18 protein-coding genes and 2 pseudogenes are annotated in these 17,113 nt (G+C 63.7%); 9 read left to right on the top strand and 11 right to left on the bottom strand.

Annotation, left to right across the window (positions count from 1 at the left end; translation table 11 throughout):
• Positions 1–281: 281 nt before the first annotated feature.
• From AC3A6X_RS34325 to AC3A6X_RS34315, 3 genes are all read right to left on the bottom strand, one after another.
• Positions 282–452, bottom strand: a complete 171-nt coding sequence (locus tag AC3A6X_RS34325) for a hypothetical protein (RefSeq protein ID WP_487846353.1) — start codon at positions 450–452, stop codon at positions 282–284.
• A gap of 489 nt (positions 453–941) precedes the next feature.
• Positions 942–1,673 (bottom strand): RHS repeat-associated core domain-containing protein, encoded by a 732-nt coding sequence (locus AC3A6X_RS34320; protein WP_487846352.1) that lies wholly within the window; start codon positions 1,671–1,673, stop codon positions 942–944.
• Between the two features lie 392 nt (positions 1,674–2,065).
• Positions 2,066–2,749 carry a tyrosine-type recombinase/integrase gene (locus AC3A6X_RS34315; RefSeq protein ID WP_487846351.1) on the bottom strand — a complete coding sequence of 228 codons (684 nt, stop codon included), beginning with the start codon at positions 2,747–2,749 and terminating at the stop codon, positions 2,066–2,068.
• Positions 2,750–2,752: 3 nt separating this feature from the next.
• On the opposite strand from AC3A6X_RS34315, the gene AC3A6X_RS34310 reads away from it, so the two are divergent.
• Positions 2,753–3,595: a hypothetical protein gene (locus AC3A6X_RS34310; protein ID WP_487846350.1), complete on the top strand. Its 843-nt coding sequence runs from the start codon at positions 2,753–2,755 to the stop codon at positions 3,593–3,595.
• A 3-nt stretch (positions 3,596–3,598) separates the two neighbouring features.
• Here AC3A6X_RS34310 and AC3A6X_RS34305 read toward each other — a convergent pair.
• Both AC3A6X_RS34305 and AC3A6X_RS34300 read right to left on the bottom strand, forming a co-directional pair.
• Positions 3,599–4,712: pseudogene (locus AC3A6X_RS34305) on the bottom strand (IS3 family transposase); the annotation flags it as partial.
• Between the two features lie 229 nt (positions 4,713–4,941).
• Positions 4,942–5,253 carry a polyhydroxyalkanoic acid system family protein gene (locus tag AC3A6X_RS34300; protein ID WP_487846349.1) on the bottom strand — a complete coding sequence of 104 codons (312 nt, stop codon included), beginning with the start codon at positions 5,251–5,253 and terminating at the stop codon, positions 4,942–4,944.
• A gap of 635 nt (positions 5,254–5,888) precedes the next feature.
• Here AC3A6X_RS34300 and AC3A6X_RS34295 point away from each other — a divergent pair.
• The 3 genes and pseudogenes from AC3A6X_RS34295 to AC3A6X_RS34285 form a co-directional block, all read left to right on the top strand.
• Entirely contained in the window at positions 5,889–6,098 is a 210-nt protein-coding gene (locus AC3A6X_RS34295; protein ID WP_162588575.1) for a hypothetical protein, read from the top strand.
• Positions 6,099–6,215: 117 nt separating this feature from the next.
• On the top strand, positions 6,216–6,566 hold the full coding sequence (gene rbp / locus AC3A6X_RS34290) for an RNA-binding regulator (protein ID WP_487846348.1): 351 nt from the start codon (positions 6,216–6,218) through the stop codon (positions 6,564–6,566).
• Between the two features lie 804 nt (positions 6,567–7,370).
• Positions 7,371–7,880, top strand: a pseudogene (locus tag AC3A6X_RS34285) (IS5 family transposase); the annotation flags it as partial.
• 254 nt (positions 7,881–8,134) lie between these two features.
• On the opposite strand, the gene AC3A6X_RS34280 reads toward AC3A6X_RS34285, so the two are convergent.
• From AC3A6X_RS34280 to AC3A6X_RS34255, 6 genes are read right to left on the bottom strand one after another with little or no spacing between them, the layout of a single operon-like run.
• Positions 8,135–9,145: a transketolase family protein gene (locus AC3A6X_RS34280; protein ID WP_487846347.1), complete on the bottom strand. Its 1,011-nt coding sequence runs from the start codon at positions 9,143–9,145 to the stop codon at positions 8,135–8,137.
• Complete coding sequence (locus tag AC3A6X_RS34275) at positions 9,142–10,008, bottom strand: transketolase (protein ID WP_487846346.1); 867 nt, start codon at positions 10,006–10,008, stop codon at positions 9,142–9,144. The genes AC3A6X_RS34280 and AC3A6X_RS34275 overlap by 4 nt, the downstream gene beginning before the upstream one ends.
• Before the next feature lie 31 nt (positions 10,009–10,039).
• Positions 10,040–11,299, bottom strand: coding sequence for a TRAP transporter large permease (locus AC3A6X_RS34270; protein ID WP_487846345.1), 1,260 nt, complete (start codon positions 11,297–11,299; stop codon positions 10,040–10,042).
• A 16-nt stretch (positions 11,300–11,315) separates the two neighbouring features.
• Positions 11,316–11,825 carry a TRAP transporter small permease gene (locus AC3A6X_RS34265; protein ID WP_487846344.1) on the bottom strand — a complete coding sequence of 170 codons (510 nt, stop codon included), beginning with the start codon at positions 11,823–11,825 and terminating at the stop codon, positions 11,316–11,318.
• A gap of 49 nt (positions 11,826–11,874) precedes the next feature.
• Positions 11,875–12,864 carry a TRAP transporter substrate-binding protein gene (locus AC3A6X_RS34260; protein ID WP_487846343.1) on the bottom strand — a complete coding sequence of 330 codons (990 nt, stop codon included), beginning with the start codon at positions 12,862–12,864 and terminating at the stop codon, positions 11,875–11,877.
• Positions 12,865–12,891: 27 nt separating this feature from the next.
• The gene (locus tag AC3A6X_RS34255; protein ID WP_487846342.1) at positions 12,892–13,641 is read right to left on the bottom strand and encodes an SDR family NAD(P)-dependent oxidoreductase; all 750 of its coding nucleotides are present in this window, start codon (positions 13,639–13,641) and stop codon (positions 12,892–12,894) included.
• Positions 13,642–13,818: 177 nt separating this feature from the next.
• Here AC3A6X_RS34255 and AC3A6X_RS34250 point away from each other — a divergent pair, with 177 nt between their 5' ends.
• The 5 genes from AC3A6X_RS34250 to AC3A6X_RS34230 are packed head-to-tail and all read left to right on the top strand — an operon-like array spanning position 13,819 to position 16,986.
• Entirely contained in the window at positions 13,819–14,718 is a 900-nt protein-coding gene (locus tag AC3A6X_RS34250) for a LysR substrate-binding domain-containing protein (RefSeq protein WP_487846341.1), read from the top strand.
• A gap of 49 nt (positions 14,719–14,767) precedes the next feature.
• The gene (locus tag AC3A6X_RS34245) at positions 14,768–15,460 is read left to right on the top strand and encodes a ParA family protein (protein WP_487846340.1); all 693 of its coding nucleotides are present in this window, start codon (positions 14,768–14,770) and stop codon (positions 15,458–15,460) included.
• Positions 15,457–16,365 carry a ParB/RepB/Spo0J family partition protein gene (locus AC3A6X_RS34240; protein ID WP_487846339.1) on the top strand — a complete coding sequence of 303 codons (909 nt, stop codon included), beginning with the start codon at positions 15,457–15,459 and terminating at the stop codon, positions 16,363–16,365. Before AC3A6X_RS34245 ends, AC3A6X_RS34240 begins: the two co-directional genes overlap by 4 nt.
• Positions 16,362–16,709 carry a hypothetical protein gene (locus AC3A6X_RS34235; RefSeq protein WP_487846338.1) on the top strand — a complete coding sequence of 116 codons (348 nt, stop codon included), beginning with the start codon at positions 16,362–16,364 and terminating at the stop codon, positions 16,707–16,709. Before AC3A6X_RS34240 ends, AC3A6X_RS34235 begins: the two co-directional genes overlap by 4 nt.
• On the top strand, positions 16,693–16,986 hold the full coding sequence (locus AC3A6X_RS34230; RefSeq protein WP_487846337.1) for a hypothetical protein: 294 nt from the start codon (positions 16,693–16,695) through the stop codon (positions 16,984–16,986). Before AC3A6X_RS34235 ends, AC3A6X_RS34230 begins: the two co-directional genes overlap by 17 nt.
• Positions 16,987–17,113: the final 127 nt, after the last annotated feature.

Here is a 17,113-nt window from a genome sequence, read left to right as displayed (position 1 = left end):
GGAGAGTCGCGTTTGGGCAATTGCTCTGACATCTCGAATGGCCGCTTCAGAGCGCAGCGGATGCCCGCTCCGGGCCCACAAGAGACATTCCCAATCCTCGATAGCAGACATCCGAAGGCGGTTGTCGCTGCTCAGACTTCCTTCTTCGCCAGGATGATTCGAGCGATCTCATCTACTCCTTCGTCGCCTTTCGCCTTGGCTTGGATTCAAGGCCATGCGCGAAAGGTAGGACTCGACGGCCACTGCAAGCCCAGGTCCAGTCCCGAGAGAGGGAGAAAATTTCATCGATCGCGTCGGAAGATCGTCCGCCAGTTCTTGACGAAGTGCAGTGCCATTCCCGCCAGGCCCAGCAGGATTCCCAAATCAACAATCCATCCACCAAACGCTTGCCCAGAGAACACCAGGATGCCGCCCGCGATGGCGATGAAGAAGCCGGCAACAGCAATCTTCAAACCCATTGTTTCATCGGTCCAACGACGCCACCGCGGATGTGTGGACGGTTGTATCGGCGGTTGATCATTGACCCCTTTGAAGAATCCTCACCGATGCCGCCAATATTCGGCGGGTGGGCGATCCTTTGGATCGTTCGAGTAGACCTCAAAGTAGCCCACAACTGGCAAGGCCCTCTCTCTTGTCTCTCGACAATTGACAAACCAGACCTTCGCAGCCAAGCCGGCCCGGAGCCTGTCGATTTTTTCATCGCCCCCGAAGGCGCTGAAGTAGACACCTGACTTCGGTGGCTTCATGCGCCTCAGCTGACCAGACGTTGTTCTCACCGTGATCGCTGCAGGCTCTGCAGCTATCACTGTTCCCATTACATTGGGAGGACTGGGTCGAGTCCCTCCGTCAGGAACAGGCAATCGGCATGCAGCGCTAGCATGGCCGGCTATGCACACCGATGTCGCCACAAGCATCTGGAGCACAAGTTCTTTCTTCATCAGCTACCACCTTGAGTAAGGCATGGACTTTCCGGGATTGGACTTCTTCCAGCTTTCAGAAAGGCTGCAAAGTTGGTCAACGTCTGCATTCTGAGCGCGTGTGCACCCCATGGTTGGAGCCCAACCCTGCTGCGGAAGAAGCGCTTTGCTGCCGAGACGAGACCCACCTCCGTGAATCCACCTAGCACGAGGATCAGTAGTCCTCCATTTGGACGTCCCATATTCCTTGCTGTTCGGGTGCTCACAGTACGTGAACTCCCCGTTGTACGGGCCTGCTGCTCCTGGTAGTGCGTTAGATGCGACAGAGTTGTCGGTTGGAATAACCAGCAGGTCACCGGACATCGGGTCAAAGTACGTGGTAGTGCCTCCGCTCATGTCTGTGTATGCGCGCGCGGGCGTCCAAGCCTCAGCACCCCACCGATCCAAACCCCATGGGTCGCGGAAGTTCAGCGCATCACCATCTACATACCCTATGCGATTCCAACCGCCCCCGAGTCCCTTCGGATCCGGCTGCGTGTAGCGCCCGGTGCTTGGACTGTAGCTCCGGAAGTAGTTGTAGAACATCGCCCCCGACTCGCGCGCACCGTAGCCGAGGGCATTTTCTTGAGGCACATCAAGGGCTTGAGCAGCTAAGACGAAGACGGCACCTGTAAGCGTGGAGGAATTTTTTCCAGGAGGCCATTTTGACCGACGCACCCACACGCACACGCCTGCGCGCGGAGCCGCCCATTTCATGGCGAGCAGCCGGCTTTTTCCGTCACTTTTCGGGCTCCTTGGCCGGGCTTGGAACGCGGGTGCGGTGCCAGCGGTCGAGGTGTTACCAAGGAATCAAGGCTGCATGCGGGTTTGCAGCCTCTGGGTATTACCGCCAGATGGGCCGGTAACACCGAAGAATCCAGTATCCATGCGGGTTTGCGGGCACCTGGTAGGTGCGTATGGTGTATAGGGGTTGGGCTGCTCAATAAATAAGCAATCGACCCGCCCAGACGCAGCCTCCAACCACCCCACATCGCCCGATCGACACGATCGGGCGAGAGCGTCACCTTCGAAGCGTCCGCCAGGCCGCTCCCAGGGTGTACTCAATCTGTAGCCAAGTTGTAGCTAATCTGTAGCCAATCCGTACTCTTTCAGTACCCATCGGCTTCGTCGTCGCGAGCCTCGCGCGCCAAGGCCGTCAGAAGCGCCTTGGCAGTGTCATCGGCGGCGTGTCCAGGACTCGGGTCGTCCGTGGGCCTGGCGCGCCCAGGATCGCGCTGCACGCGCGCCGGGTGCGTCAAGGCATGCACCGCCTGCAGCTTGCCGATCGCCACATGGGTGTAGATCTGCGTGGTGGAGAGCTCCGAGTGGCCGAGGATCGCCTGGATGAAGCGGATGTCGGCACCGTTCTCCAGCATGTGCGTGGCCATCGTGTGGCGGAAGGCATGGCAGGCGCCGTGCATCACGCCGCCCGCGCGCATGTGTTTGGTCACGGTGTCGGTCAGGCGATTCTTCGCGAAGGGCTCGCCGTAGTCGGTGAGGAACAGCACGTCCGTCTCGGCGCCCAGCAACTGCGGGCGCACCTCGCTCAGATAGCGCGCCACCCACGCGCAGGCCCGCGCGCCCAACGGCACGAGCCGATCCTTGCGGCCCTTGCCCATCCTCACCATCAGCGTGCCGCGCTCGGTGTCCACCTCGTACAGCTTCAAGCGCATCAGCTCGATCTTGCGGATGCCGCTGGAGTACAGCGTCTCCAGCAGGGCGCGGTCGCGCACGCCCTCGGGCGTCGTGGTGTCGGGCTGCTTGATGACGCCCTCGACCTGCGCCACGCTCATCAGGTGCTTGGGCAACTGGCGCGGCGGCGCGCGCAGCGCGCCCAGAAGCAATACGACCAGATCGACCCCGACAACCGTTTGGTCGCCGATGAACTGGAAAGACGCTGGAATCAGGCGCTGTTGCGCGTGCGAGAAGTCGAATTACAGATCCAGCAACACCATCAGCGACAGGACCAGGTGGCCGTCCCGACGGCCGAAGAGTTCGCCGAGCTCGCCGCCGACCTCGAGGCGGTATGGAACGACGAACAAACCGACTCGCGCGTGAAGAAACGGATCCTTCGCAGCTTGGTCCGCGACATCGTCGTCGACGTGGATGCGCCCGGTGCTGAAGTCATCGTCGTCATTCACTGGAAGGGCGGTGTTCATACCGAATTGCGCCTGCCGCGCCGGCGTCGAGGCCAGAACAAGACGCACACTTCCAAGGAAGCCGTCGAGGCCGTGCGGGTGCTCTCGCGCATCTGCGCTGATCAATCGATTGCTGGTTTCCTCAATCGCAATGGCCTGCTCACCGGACGCGGCAACCGTTGGACCAAGGAGCGTGTGACTGCACTGCGCAGCCACCACCACATTGCATGCTATCGCGCCGATCAGCGCGATACCCAGCCCTGGTTGAATCTGACCGAAGCGGCGCGGGAACTACGATTGAGCCCACGCACCTTGCGCATGGCGGCAGAACGCGGCGACATCGCTGCGGAGCATCCACTGGCCGACGGGCCGTGGCTGTTCAATCGCGACGCGCTACGCGCTCAGCCTGCACTGGCGCTCGTCGAAAGGGCCGAACTGCACAAGGCAGGGGGCGCGTTACCGAACCCAGAGCAGGCAAACCTAGAGTTCTCAAGCACATAGCCTCGTGGGGTAGCATGAAGCACGGTTGTACCAGAGCAGCCACGCAACGGTTTCGTCCTTGGCCTCGCGCTTGGTCTTGAAGCGTTGTCCGTGCAACCGCTCCACCTTCAATGACCCGAACAGCGCCTCGCTACAGGCGTTGTCCCAGCAGTTTCCTTTGCGACTCATCGAGCTGGTGATGCCGTACTCCTTGAGCACATCCCTGAAGTCGTGGCTGGCGTACTGGCTGCCCCGGTCGCTGTGGAAGGTCAATCCTGCCTGCTTGCCCGGGTGACGCTTGAACCACGCCATTCGCAGCGCATCGATCACGAGCTCGCGCGTCATGTCCTCTCGCAGCGACCAACCCACCACCTGGCGGCTGAACAGATCGATCACCACCGCCAGGAACAGCCAGCCCTCGTCGGTGGCGATGTAGGTGATGTCGCCCGCCCAGACCTTATCCGGCTGCGTGACGGCGAATTCACGGTTCAGCAGGTTGGGAGAGATCGGCAGGTCATGGCGGCTGTCGGTGGTGACCTTGAAGCGCCGCTTGCCCTTGGCGCGGATGCCGTGCAGCTGCATGAGCTTTTGAACCCGATCTTTGCCCACGCGAATGCCGCGAGCGAGAAGCTCTTTCCACACACGCGGCCAGCCGTAGCCGCCACGTGTCTCGGCATGGATGGCCTTGATGTGCACCAGCAGGGCATCGTCGCTCAGGTGGCGGCGCGGCACGCCGCTGCTTTTCGCACGAAGTGCTCGTGGTATCCCGCCATGCTGATTCGCAGTACTCGGCATTGCACCGAGATCGGCCACACTCGTCGGTGGCGTTGGACGAAGGCGTACTTCACCGCTGCGCTTTCGCGAAGTACGCCGTCGCTTTTTCCAGGATATCGCGCTCCATCTTCACACGCGCCAGTTCCGCACGCAGCCGGCTGATCTCCATTTGCTCGGCACTCACGGGCTTGCTATCAGCACCGGTGAGTTTGCCCTGGCGCTGCGCCTTGACCCAGTTGAACAGCGTCTGCTCGACCACGCCCAATGTGCGGGCTGCCGCCGCGATGCTCTGGCCACCTTCGACCAGCCGCACAGCCTCTTGCTTGAACTCCAGCGTGTAGCGCGCTCTCGTCGTCTTCGTCATTTGCGTTCTCCTTGCTTGCATTGAAACACTCAGCAAGGGATACGTTTTTCGGGGGCAAGGTCATCATGGCCGACTGTTGCCCGCCGTGTGGTTGGCGCACCGCTTCGGAAGTGGTCAGGATTGTGCTTGGTCGGAGCTGCTCGCCACGGTCACGGCCCCAGAAGCGCAAGCCCGGACCTAGCGGCACCGTCATAGTTGCCTTCAGATGCCAGGTGGCCGTTCGCAGGAACTATTTCCTCGTCAGTAGCAGTTGACCCATTTTTTGCAGTCTTTCCTTGAGGCCGCCTGCGATCACGCGGAGGACACCAGGCAACTCGATTTCCATCACTACGGCGGCGTCGAGCACGTCGATGACACCGGAGACCGTCTGACCCAGCGCCGCGACGCTGAAAATGAGCCGGTCACCATCCCAGCGCTCGCTGCGGGCCCCGCTGCTGCCCGGCAACGGGCTGATGATCTTAGCGAAACCGGCCTCGATGCGGCGTCGGGCCTCTGCGCGACCGAGCTGATGAGGAACGCTAATGATGATGGGCGACGCCATGGGAACTAGCGTGCCGCGAATCGTCGCGCTGGGCAAGGGCTTGCAGCAGGCGATCGGCCGGCGGGCCGCCGAATGCGACTTGATTGCTGGCTAGGACGTCCCTCCGTCCCCGCTCCCCGGTGTTGCGCAGGCGGGCACGAAAATAGCGGGCGCTACAAGCCGCTGCCCTTGGTTTTGCGCCTCCTGCGACGCGCCGCTGATGATGTGGCGGGCAGCCGTCTCTAGGGTTAGGCCAGCTGTAGAACGTTCGAGCATCGGGTCAGGGCGGCCCGTCCGATAGCACGATTCCACAACCGGGACAGCCCGCCGTGGGCAAACGCCGAGCTCGATCCGAGGAAGCGGTCTGTAGATCGTGGCGCCGCCGAGTGGCACCCCTTAAGACCAAAAAGAATGTCAGTGAATCTCTAAATAACGGGCAATGATATAATGGGGTTGTTGCAGTCACGGCGCTTGATCGTCAGTTGCCGCAGCGCCTGCTCAGGGGCGGGAATCCGCCCCATGCAGGTCCGCGTTTTGCGACCTTTGTCGCCCTGTTGGTCTGTAGAGCTGCAGCCAACTGAGTTCCTAGATGGCTCGCGCAGGTTGATTCAAGCCTGCGATCCTGAATGAATTAGATTCCAAAAACCGCCATTGCCATGGGCAAGTACGTCGTTTCGCCCGCGACACAGCAGACCGATTGTGGCCGCTTTCGCGCCTCCTTCTCGCTCCATCGTTCTCAGGGTAACGGCAGCTACTGTCGAGTATTCCGTTTTGACAAACCCTTTGCCTCGCGCGAGGCCGCCCGGCTTTTCGCAGTCACACAGGGTTGGCTGCAAACGTGCATGCCGCACCCCCCTACGTGCTGATGATCTGCTGCCGCAGATCCCATTCACCCTTGCCAGTTGCTGCGGACTCCCGCTCCGCACAGCCGACTTCCAACGGCGCGACACCCGTTGCGCACTTCTTTCAGAAAGGCTCTTTCCATGAGCACCAAAATCTACGTGGGCAACCTGCCCTACTCAGTGACCGATTCCAGCCTTGAAAGCAACTTTGCCGAGTTTGGCAACGTCTCTTCGGCCAAGGTCATGATGGACCGTGAAACCGGCCGCTCCAAGGGCTTCGGCTTTGTGGAAATGGCTTCTGCTGAAGTCGCCCAAGCCGCCATTAACGGTCTGAACGGCATGTCCGTCGATGGACGCTCGATTGTCGTGAACCTGGCCCGTCCCCGCGAAGAGCGTAGCGGCGCAGGTGGCTACAGCGCGGCTGGTTACAGTGCAGCAAAACGCTCGGACATTGGCTATGGCACTGGTGGCTTTGGCGGTGGTCGTTACTGAGCCCAGTAACATCTTCAAAAGCAAAACGGCTCTCTTGAGCCGTTTTTTTTTTGGCCGACCTTCGCCGGGTGCTGGCTCACCAACTTTGGTCATGCTTCTTGGCCGAGCTGCGGCCTATAACGTGAAACGCGCAGCGCCGGTCTCACATCCGCCCGGCACTGACCGATCGTTGGGATGTACTGAGCACCCTTTTGCCCAAGGCCAAAGCCGGACAAAGGAGCGCGACCTGCCGCTTACGGCCTGCTGAATTTCAACCTTGGCCTGTTGAGGCCGCAACGGGCCTCGAGCCTTGGCCGAACTCCGCTGCACGCGCTTCCAGTCTGGTGCGCACTGCCGGAAAGTGTCATCTCGAAAGAGACCGGAAGTGTGGAGGCCCCGAGGACTTGCGGAGGTGGCGCGATACGAAGCGTTCGGAACGCGGCGGCGAAGCACTCGGCTGTGTTGGTCGGAGGCATGTATTCAACGCGCGCCGTCGAAGCTTCGGGGGTAATGTCAGCTACAAGAACGAACTTTGCGCCACTTGCACCCGGCTTGTCTAGGCAAGTCTTCATGGCGTCCGACAGGATGAGCTCATGGCTGGGAACATGTGACGGTCGAGATACGCTCTCGTCGGCTGCTCCAACTCGGCGCGCCTTGCACGCTCGACGCGTTCGGAGAAAGTCGACATGCTGGTGCTCTGCCCCCAGGCGACGGATGCGCCCACGAAAATTGCGCAAGCGAGGAGTTCGTGCTTCATGCTCGCAGCGTTTTCAAATGTGGTGGATGGTTTGCTTGTGCGGCATTCGAGACCACGGCACGACGCGCTCCACGCGCGATCCCGAGATGCACCAGACCAAGAAGGGAAACGCCTGGCACTTTGGCATGAAGGCCCATGTGGGCGTGGATGCCGAATCGGGTCTGGTGCACACGGTGGTGGGCACGGCTGCCAACGTCAACGACGTGACGCAAGCCGGTGCGCTGCTGCACGGCCAGGAGTCGGTGGCCTTCGGCGATGCCGGCTACCGGGGCGTGCACAAGCGCGAAGAAGCGCAAGGCCCGCAGTGGCACGTGGCGATGCAGCCGGGCAAGCGCCGGCAGCTGGATCTGACGCGCAAGTGGGCGCGCCTGCTGGACAAGGCCGAGCAGCTGAAGGCGAGCGTGCGGGCCAAGGTCGAGCATCCGTTCCATGTGATCAAGAACCTGTTTCGTCACAAGAAGACCCGCTACAAGGGCCTCGCGAAGAACGAGGCGCAGCTGTTCAGCCTGTTCGGGCTGGCCAATCTGGTGATCGCCAAGAGGTCGCTGCTGGCCGCTCATGCCCGAGGTGCGTCTTGAATGCCGAAAGTGAGGTTGCAAGAGGCGCGAAACGCACGGCGGGTCGACCCTCACGACGTGAAATCGAACGCATCGCTCCGTGATGCCCACAGATCCGATGGCGTCGTTCATTGATCAGCATCTCCATAGCGGCCCCTCAGCGCCGCTCCGCCTGGCGCTCCCCGGAAAAACGCTGCAGAAAGGTCGCTCGTCCGCCACGACAGCGCAGTGCACCGGCGCCGCCAAGCGAGACCGGTGCGTCGCCGCCACCCGGCTCAGCCGAGCCAGCTCTTGATTCGCGAGCCCAGCGCCCCGCGGCTGATACCGTAGCGATCGTGCAGTGTGGGCAGCGCGCCGGCATCGAGGAACGCGTCAGGCAGGCCGGCAAGCTGAAAGCCCGCGGGCTGCACCTTGTGGCGCAGCAGGGCACTCGCCACCGCTTCACCGAGGCCACCGACCACAGAATGGTTCTCGGCGACGACCACCAACCGGTGCTTGTGGCGTACGGCCTCGACGATGGTCGCCTCGTCCAGCGGCTTGATGGTCGGGCAATGCAGCACGGCGATGCCAACCTTGTCCTTGGTCAGGTCCTGCGCCGCCTCGAGCGCCCGCATCGTCAGCAGACCGCTGGAGATCAACAGCACGTCGGCGCCCTCGCGCAACATCTTGGCCTTGCCCAGTTCGAAGCGATAGCCCTCAATTCCATCGAGGACCAGGGGCACCTGACCACGAAGCAGACGCATGTAGACGGGGCCCTTGTGCTCGGCAATCTGAGGCACCGACTGCTCGATGTCGAGCGCGTCGCAAGGGTCGACGATCGTCAGGCCCGGGACGCCGCGCATCATTGCGATGTCTTCGATCGCGGCATGGCTGGGGCCGTACCCCGTGGTCAAGCCCGGGAGCGCGCAGCAGATCTTGACGTTGAGGTCCTCCTCGGCGATCACCTGGTGGATAAAGTCGAAGGCGCGACGCGTGCCGAACGCGGCGTAGGTCGTCGCGAACGGGACAAGGCCTTCCTTGGCCATTCCACCGGCGGCGCCCATGAGCAACTGCTCGGCCATGCCCATTTGGTAGAAGCGCTCCGGGTATGCCTGGGCGAACAGATGCAAGTCCGTGTACTTGGCCAGGTCCGCCGTCAGGCCGACGACTTCGGGACGGTTGGCGGCGTATTCGACGAGTGCCTTGCCGAACGGAGCGGCCTTGACCTTCTGCCCTTCGGTGGCGATCGAGGCGATCATCGCCGAGGTGGTCAGGCGCGGCTTCTTTTCTGCGGTGGCGGTACTCATGCCGGGGCTCCTTCGGGTTGAACATAAGGTTGGGATTGGTCGAGGACCTCGAGGGCTTTCTGCCACTCCGGCGGGTCGACGCGGATGAAGTGGTTCTTCTCGCGCTGCTCGAGGAAGGGCACGCCCTTGCCCATAAGCGTGTCGAAGACGATGACGCGCGGCCTTGCTTCCTGGAGTGCACGGGCAGCGTCGAACGCCTCCACCACGGCCGCCAGATCGTTGCCGTTCACGCGCTGGACATGCCAGCCGAAGGCGGCCCACTTCTCGGCCAGGGGCTCGAAGCCCAGCACCTTGCCCGAGGGCCCATCGGCCTGCTGATTGTTCACGTCGACCAGGCAGATCAGGTTGTCCAGCTTGTGGTGGGCAGCGGACATCGCAGCCTCCCAGGTCGAGCCCTCGTCGAGTTCGCCGTCGGACATGGAGTTGTAGACCACGGCCGGGTTCTTCTTCTGCTTCAGCGCAAGCGCCATGCCCACGCCGATGACCAGCCCCTGGCCGAGCGATCCGCCCGACATCTCCATGCCGGGGGTGTAGGCGGCCATGCCCGACATCGGCAGGCGGCTGTCGTCGCTACCATAGGTCTCGAGCTCGCTCTCGAGGATGATGCCGGCTTCGATGAGCGCCGCGTAGTGCGCAATCGCATAGTGGCCGTGCGAGAGGAGGAAGCGGTCGCGCCCCTCCCACTCGGGCTCCTGCGGCCGCAGGTTCAACGCATGGCAATAGGCCGTTGCAAGCACGTCGGCCCAGCCGAGCGCCTGGCCGATGTAGCCCTGGCCCTGGACCTCGCCCATGCGCAGCGCGAAGCGCCGGATGCGGTACGCGTGCTGCGCCAGCGTGGCGAGCTGGTTGTTGGTGGTAGTCACGGCTTGCTCCTTGGATAGTCAGACAAAGGACTCACTTGAAGATGACGGCCGGCACGTACGAGACGAGCGCGAGGATCAGGAATGCGACCACGTAGAACGGGCCCAGCTCGCGCACCGTCTGGCCAACCTTGACCTTGGCGAGCGCGCTGGTGATGAACAGCGTTGTGCCCACTGGCGGCGTGTACAGGCCGATCGCCAGGTTGACGGTCATCATGATCCCGAGCTGCGTCAGGTCCATGCCGATTGCGTTGGCGAGCGGCACGAACACCGGGGTCAGCAGCAAGACTGCGGCGGGCAGGTCGATGAACATGCCGCAGACGAGCATCAGCAAATTCATCAGCAGGATCACGCTCCAGCCGCTCGACAGGTGTGACTGCGCCCAAGCGACGATGCCGTCGGGCATGCGGTCGTAGGTCAGCAACCAGCCGATCGCCGCCGATGCCATGATGACGAGCAGCACGACGCCGGTGGCTAGTCCTGCGTGAACGATCGCCGAGTGCAGCCGCTTGAGACCGAGGTCGCGGTAGATCAGCGCCGAAACCAGCCCGGCGAACAGCGTCGAGAGCACTGCCACCTCGGTCGGCGTCGCGATCCCGAAGCGCAGCATTACCACAATCAGCACTGGCAGCACCAGCGCGGGCGCGGCGTACGCGAGCTGCTTGCGGAACGCGGACCAATCGAGCGGCCGCGTCTCGCGCGGGAAGTTGCGCCGTCGGCCGACCCACCAGCACACTGCCATGAAGCCGCCACACATTGCCAGTCCGGGCAGGATGCCTGCGACGAAGAGCGACGCGATCGACGTGTTGCTGACCAGCGCGAAAAGGATCATCGGGATCGACGGCGGGATCAGGATGTCGATCGTTGCGGCCGCGGCGAGCGTCGCGGCCGAGAACGCCGGCGGGTAGCCGAGCCGTTTCTGCCAGGGGATCAGCAGCGAACCGATCGCCGATGCGTCCGCCACCGCCGAGCCCGAGACACCGCCGAAGATCGTCGAAGACAGGACGCCGATCTGGCCGGGGCCGCCGTGGAAGCGGCCGATCAAGGTCGACAGCACGCCGATCAGCGCCTCGCCGAGCTTACCGCCCATCATCAGCGTGCCGGTCAGCATGAAGAACGGAATCGCGATCAGCGGGAAGCTCTGGACCTGCGCGACCATCTGCTGGACGAGAAGGTCGAGCGGCACCTTGTCGGAGCTGGCCGCTGCGGCCAGTGCAGCGACGAGCAGCGCGTGCGCGATCGGGATCGCGACCACAGCGGCGCCGAGGAAGACGAAGAGTATCAATGCGGTCATGTCGTTCTCCTTTATCTCACCAGTGCGCCTGCGGCACCTCGTCGCCGAGCGAGGCCGGTTGTTCGCTCGTGTTCCAGGCTCGCCAAGCCGAGAACAGCGCGAGCAGCGCGAGCAGCGCCATTCCGCCCATCACGCACCCGTAGGTGACGGAGCCCGGCACCTGCAGGATCGGCGACTTTTCGTCGTGCACGATCTCGAGCATGCGGAACGTCGCGACGCTCGTCACTGCGTAGAGCGCCACGACGCCGAGCCAGGCAAGCGCCGCGATCGGACGGCGCACTGCGAACGGCAGCTTCTCCATCAGGAAAGTCGTGGTGATGTGTGCCCCGTGCTGGGCGGCCAGCACCACGCCTGCCATCACCAGCCAGGGGAACAGCAGCTCGGGGACTTCGTTGCCCCACTGCAGACTCGCCCCGGTGGCGTAGCGCAGAACGGTGTTCGCGCACAGGATCGCGAAGATCACCGACGTGCTCACCCACAGCACCGTCTGGCATATGCCGCCGATGGCGCGTTCGATCACATTCATTGATTTGTCTCCAGAGAAGGGCGCGCTGGCGGCGCCCGGGATCAGGCCTCTACTGCGCTTGCGCAGCGGTGACGACTTTCTTCACGTAGGGACCGATCGGGCCCGCCATCCACTTGTCGGTGACGGGTGCGGTGGCCTTCGCGAAGGCTGCCCTGTCCACCGTCGTCACCTGCACACCCTTGACCTTGAGATCGGCGAGCAGCTTGTCCTCCGACTCCTGCGAAAGCTTGCGCTGCAGCGCGGTGGCCTCGGCGGCCGCCTCCTGCACAGCCTTCTTGTCGGCGTCGGAAAGCTTGTCCCACGCGCGCTTGCTCATCAGGAACGGCGTCATCTGGAACTGATGGTTCGTCAGCGACAGGTTCTTCTGCACCTCGTACAGCTTGCTGGCGTAAACGTTCACCACGGGGTTCTCCTGTCCGTCGACCACGCCCTGCTGCAAGGCGACGTACAGCTCGGCGAACTTGATCTGCTGCGCCTCGGCGCCCAGCGCCTGCATGATTTCCACCAGCACCGTGTCCGGTGGCGTGCGCATCTTCAGACCCTTCAAGTCCTCGACCTTCGTGATCGGGCGCTTGCTGTTGGTCATCTGGCGGATGCCGTTGTCCCAGTAGCCGAGCGCGATCAGGCCCTTCTGGGCGGACTTGTCGGCCAGCTCCTTGCCGAGCGGGCCGTCGAGCAGCTTGAAGGCGGCTGCAGCGCTCGAGAAGAGGAACGGCATGCCGAATGCGGCGTACTCGGGCACTGCGTTGGCCACTGCACCTTGCGAGTTGGCGCTCATGTCCAGCGCGCCCGTGCGCAGCGCAGTCACCATCGCCGCGTCGTCGCCCAGCTGCGCCGACGGCGCCACCTGCACCTCGATGCGCCCGCTGGTCTTGGCCTTGAGTACCTCGGCGAACTTGACAGCCGCCTCATGGCGCGGGTTGCCGGGGGCCGCACCGTGGCCGAGCGTCAACTTTACTGCCTGGGCCTGGGCCCCGAGAGGCAGCGTGGCTGCGGCGGCAACGGCGAGCAGGGTGCGAGCAAAGGTCTTGCGTTGCATGGTCTTGTCTCCTTTTGAGCATTGGATTCAATGGATCAGCATGCCGCCGTTGACGTCGAGCGTGATGCCGGTGCAGTAGGCGGAAAGATCGCTGGCCAGGAACACGCACGCCCCTGCCACGTCGGAAGCCGCGCCCAGGCGGGCAAGCGGGATCGACTCGGCGATCTCCTTCTTGCGCTCCGGGGTCAGCTTGCCCTGGGTGATGTCGGTTTCGATCAGCCCCGGGGTGATGCAGTTGACGCGGACGCCCTCGATCCCGAACTCGCGCGCCATCGCGCGCGCCAGGCCGAGCACGCCGGCCTTGGCGGCGGAGTAGTGAGGGCCGCCGAAGATGCCGCCGCCGCGTTGGGCAGAGACCGAAGAGATGCAGATGATCGAACCTGACTGCTGCTGGCGCATCGCCGGCAGCACGGCCTGCGACATGTGCAGCGTGCCGCGCAGGTTCACGTCGAGGATCCGGTCGTAGTCGGCGCCGGTGATGTCCAGCGTCTTGACCGGCTGGGTGATGCCGGCGTTGTTAATCAGGATGTCGATCCGGCCGAATGCCTTCAGCGCTTCGGTGGCGGCGGCCTCGCAGGCGGCTTTGTCCGTGACGTCGGCGACCAGACCGAGGTGACCTTCGCCCAGCCGTGCTGCGGCCGCAGCTGGCTCGGCGCGAGCCAGATCGAGGATCACCACCTTGGCGCCTTGGGTCGCCATCTGGCGCGCCGTCGCATAGCCGAGTCCGTTGAGCCCGGCCCCGCCAGTGATCAGAGCGACCTTGTCCTTGAGCAACATTTCGTCGATCTCCATAAGAAATAGGAAGGGGGTTTGCAGGAGCAGCCTGGTGCCCGCTTGGCTCCCGGCCGCTGTCTCCGTCGATGGGCGTTATGTTCGGCGCTGCCCGAGCTGACCGCAAACGATTAATCGTCAGGCTAAGATGACGATCCGTCACCATACGACCGGGAGAACCCTATGGCTTCCCTGCCACCCGTTGCCAATCTCCTCGCTTTCGAAGCGGTGGCGCGCCGGCGCAGCTTTGGATTGGCCGCTGCGGAACTCCACCTGACCGCGTCGGCCATCAGCCACCAGGTCGCACGTCTGGAGGCCGATCTGGGAGTGAGGCTCTTCGAGCGCAGCGCACATGGCGTTCGGCTCAGTAATGCCGGCGAGCGATACCTGGAGCGGGTGGCGGGCGCCCTGGCTGCGATCTCGACGGCGACGGAAGACTTGCGCAAGGGCGTCCGCAACAGCCTGTACGTGCACTCGGCGCCCAGTATCGCAAGCCTGTGGCTGATGCCGCGGCTGCGCGGCTTCGCTCAAGCCCACCCCGACATCGTCCTGAACCTGTCCGCGGCGCACACGCCCAGCGATTTCGCGCTGGGGCAGGCCGACCTGGACATCCGCTATGGCGTGCCTCAGTGGGATGACCTGGTGGTCGAGCCCTTGTTCGTCGAGCGCATCGTGCCGCTGGCCAGCCCTGCCTTCATTCGCGAACATCGGCTCAAGCGGATCGAGCAACTGTTCGACGTACCGCTCATCCAGAGCAATGTCAGCGTGGTCCAGTGGTCAGACTGGCTCAGGGAATTCTCCGACAGGCGTGCGCCGGAACAATTCGCTCTGCGGTTCGACCGCGCCCAGATGTCGCTGGATGCCGCGACGCAAGGGCTCGGCGTCGCCCTTGAGAGTGCCGTGAACGCCGGCCCGCATCTTTCGACTGGAAAGCTCAAGCCGATTTTCGGGCTGGACAAAGCCGTTCGGGTTAAGGCGCACTTCGTGGTCTATCCGGCCAAGCACGCGAAGCGGCCACCGGTCGAGGCCTTTCTTTCCTGGGTGCACGGCGAAGCTGCCCGAACTGAGACGGTGGTGCGCTGAGCAGCCTGTCGCCTTTTTCAGCTCTCTTGGCCGCCCGCCGAGCCAGGCCGTGTGCGTGATCGACCTGGACACGCAGGCCAACACTTCGAAGACACTGCGGCGATTCGACTGCGGTGCGAGCGCGGTTGAACTCTTTGGACAAGAGCCAAACCTTGAGATTCCAGGCGGGTCGGAACGGGGAATCGCACTGGTGGCAGGCGGCAAGCGGCTGGCGGACATCGAGCTGGCGCGCCCGGAGGCCGTGATCCCGTCGTTTCGCAAGAACGTGGCGAGCGTGGCGCAGCACTTCGACACGGTCGTGATCGACACGCCGCCGGCGCTGGGACTGCGGATGAGTGCTGCCCTGATCGCTGCCGCGGCGGTGGTCTGCCCGATCGAACTGGAGGAGTACAGCATCGACGGCGTGACCGACATGCTCAAGACGATCTTCGGGGTTCGTCAGCGCTACAACCCCAAGTTGCAGCTGGCGGGCATCGTGCTCAATCGCTTCAATCCGCATTCGGTGCGTCAGAAGTTGGCGATGCAGCAACTGGTCGACCACTATCGGGAGTTCGTGATCCCGGCGCGGATTTCGACACGTTCGGCCATTCCGGAGGCGCTGGCCAGCGGTCTTCCCGTGTGGGATCTGCGCAAGAGCTCGGCGCGCGAGGCGAACGCCGAGCTCAAGACGCTGTTCGGTCTTCTTCAGCAGCGCATGGACTCGGCTGGCGTCGGCGCCTCGGCCGTGGGAGTCACGGCATGAAAGGGCCTGAGTTGGACCTCAGCGGTCTTTCGCAGTTTCGTGCCTCCGACCTGTTGGCGGCTGCAGAGGAGCGTTCCGATCGGGGCGGCCCCGCCCTGATCGCTGTGGAGCTCATGGATTTCGACCCTTCGCAACCTCGCCGCACCTTCAGGGAAGAGAGCATCGAGGAGTTGGGCGAGTCGATCCGCACGCACGGAGTGCTGGAACCGGTGTCGCTGCGCACGCATCCGCAGCTGCCCGGGCGTTACGTGGTGAACCGGGGAGAGCGCCGCGTGCGCGCGGCGCGCAAGGCGGGTTTGCGCACGGTCCCGGCTTTCATCGACGAGCGCGTCGATCCCTTCGCGCAGGCCGCGGAGAACCTGCACCGGGAGGACATGTCGCCCTTCGACCTGGCCGTCTTCGTGTGCGAGAGAGAGAAGGAGGGGCTGTCGAAATCCGAGATTGCCAAGCGTCTGGCCAAGCCGCGCAGCTACATCAGCGAGGCAGCGGCGCTGATCGATGCGCCCGAGCGCGTCCGACATGCCGTGGAATCCGGTCGCCTCGGCTCCGACGTGCGAACCCTCCACCGCCTGGTCGCTGCCGCACGCGGCTTTCCGGAGCGGGTCGAAGAACTGCTGGCGGGGGACACGCCGATCAATCGGGCCAGCATCGAAGCACTGTTCGGCGAGGCGGCCCAGGCGCCATCACCCGTCGCATCGCCGGCTCCGGGCATCGTCCAGTCGCCCAGAGTGGTCAGTGGCGGCCGGACCGTGCTGGTGGTGGAGCACGGCGGCCGGCGGGGATCCCTGCGCCTGAAAGCGCAGGACAGCGAGGTGGGCGAAGTGAGGTTCGGCGATGGCACGCGCACCTTGCTTCCGCTTTCGGACCTGCGCCCCGTCTGCTGGGCCACGGAGGAACAGCCATGAGCAACCTGCGAGTCGGAGCGGATTCCCGGCATCAGCGCGGTGCGACGGCGCTTCATTGGATGGCGGCGGCGGCGTGGTGGTGCCTTTGTGCGGGCTTGCAGCTCGCGCGATGGGTTATTTGCGCGCTGCTGGTTTTGGGTGAACCCGTTGTGCGTGCGGTGCTGGTGCCAGTCGCGTTCCTGAGTTTTCTGGTGACCTTGATCTTCGGCTTCCTCATCGGCGACATGCGCTTCCCGCGCTGGGGCATGCTGGCGCTCTCGGTGGGTGCCTTGATGCTCTACTGGCTCTACCTCGGGCTGATGAGCCTGTTCATGACACTGCCATCGCATGACCACGCGCGTTGACGAAAAGCAGCTGGCGTGCATCGCGAGGCTGCGCAAGTTCGATCCCCGCACACTGGAGATCGCGCGGCGCCTCTTTATCCACCATGAGAAGCCCAAGCTGCTGTCGGCCGAATACGGGGTGATCCTGCAGCGAATCTATGCGATCCGCAAGGCCGTGCTGAACTCGGCTGACGATGGCGAACTGACGCTGCGTGGTCCCGCCGAGGCCCTCGAGGCGGCACTGCTCGCCTACGAGAAGCAGATGGCCAAACTGGCGAGGCAGACGCGCAGGGGATGACCGAGAGCAGGGATTCCTCAGTCGACTCTGAAGCAGGGTTTGGGCGGGGCGGCGCACCTGGTTCGCCTACGCGTTCGGCAAGGCAAAGGTCTTGGCCAACAATGCCGGCCGAGCGTCTCAATCGCAA

Source organism: Variovorax sp. Soil_C_12 (genome assembly GCF_057657375.1).
This window is presented reverse-complemented; position numbering and strand designations above follow the sequence as displayed.

Excerpts from the sequence above, each read along its gene's own strand:
- AC3A6X_RS34320 (WP_487846352.1), bottom strand. The coding sequence starts at position 1,673 with ATGAAATGGGCGGCTCCGCGCGCAGGCGTGTGCGTGTGGGTGCGTCGG.
- AC3A6X_RS34315 (WP_487846351.1), bottom strand. The coding sequence starts at position 2,749 with ATGAGCGTGGCGCAGGTCGAGGGCGTCATCAAGCAGCCCGACACCACG.
- AC3A6X_RS34300 (WP_487846349.1), bottom strand. The coding sequence starts at position 5,253 with ATGGCGTCGCCCATCATCATTAGCGTTCCTCATCAGCTCGGTCGCGCA.
- AC3A6X_RS34295 (WP_162588575.1), top strand. The coding sequence starts at position 5,889 with ATGGGCAAGTACGTCGTTTCGCCCGCGACACAGCAGACCGATTGTGGC.
- rbp (WP_487846348.1), top strand. The coding sequence starts at position 6,216 with ATGAGCACCAAAATCTACGTGGGCAACCTGCCCTACTCAGTGACCGAT.
- AC3A6X_RS34280 (WP_487846347.1), bottom strand. The coding sequence starts at position 9,145 with ATGAGTACCGCCACCGCAGAAAAGAAGCCGCGCCTGACCACCTCGGCG.
- AC3A6X_RS34270 (WP_487846345.1), bottom strand. The coding sequence starts at position 11,299 with ATGACCGCATTGATACTCTTCGTCTTCCTCGGCGCCGCTGTGGTCGCG.
- AC3A6X_RS34265 (WP_487846344.1), bottom strand. The coding sequence starts at position 11,825 with ATGAATGTGATCGAACGCGCCATCGGCGGCATATGCCAGACGGTGCTG.
- AC3A6X_RS34260 (WP_487846343.1), bottom strand. The coding sequence starts at position 12,864 with ATGCAACGCAAGACCTTTGCTCGCACCCTGCTCGCCGTTGCCGCCGCA.
- AC3A6X_RS34255 (WP_487846342.1), bottom strand. The coding sequence starts at position 13,641 with ATGTTGCTCAAGGACAAGGTCGCTCTGATCACTGGCGGGGCCGGGCTC.
- AC3A6X_RS34250 (WP_487846341.1), top strand. The coding sequence starts at position 13,819 with ATGGCTTCCCTGCCACCCGTTGCCAATCTCCTCGCTTTCGAAGCGGTG.
- AC3A6X_RS34240 (WP_487846339.1), top strand. The coding sequence starts at position 15,457 with ATGAAAGGGCCTGAGTTGGACCTCAGCGGTCTTTCGCAGTTTCGTGCC.
- AC3A6X_RS34235 (WP_487846338.1), top strand. The coding sequence starts at position 16,362 with ATGAGCAACCTGCGAGTCGGAGCGGATTCCCGGCATCAGCGCGGTGCG.
- AC3A6X_RS34230 (WP_487846337.1), top strand. The coding sequence starts at position 16,693 with ATGACCACGCGCGTTGACGAAAAGCAGCTGGCGTGCATCGCGAGGCTG.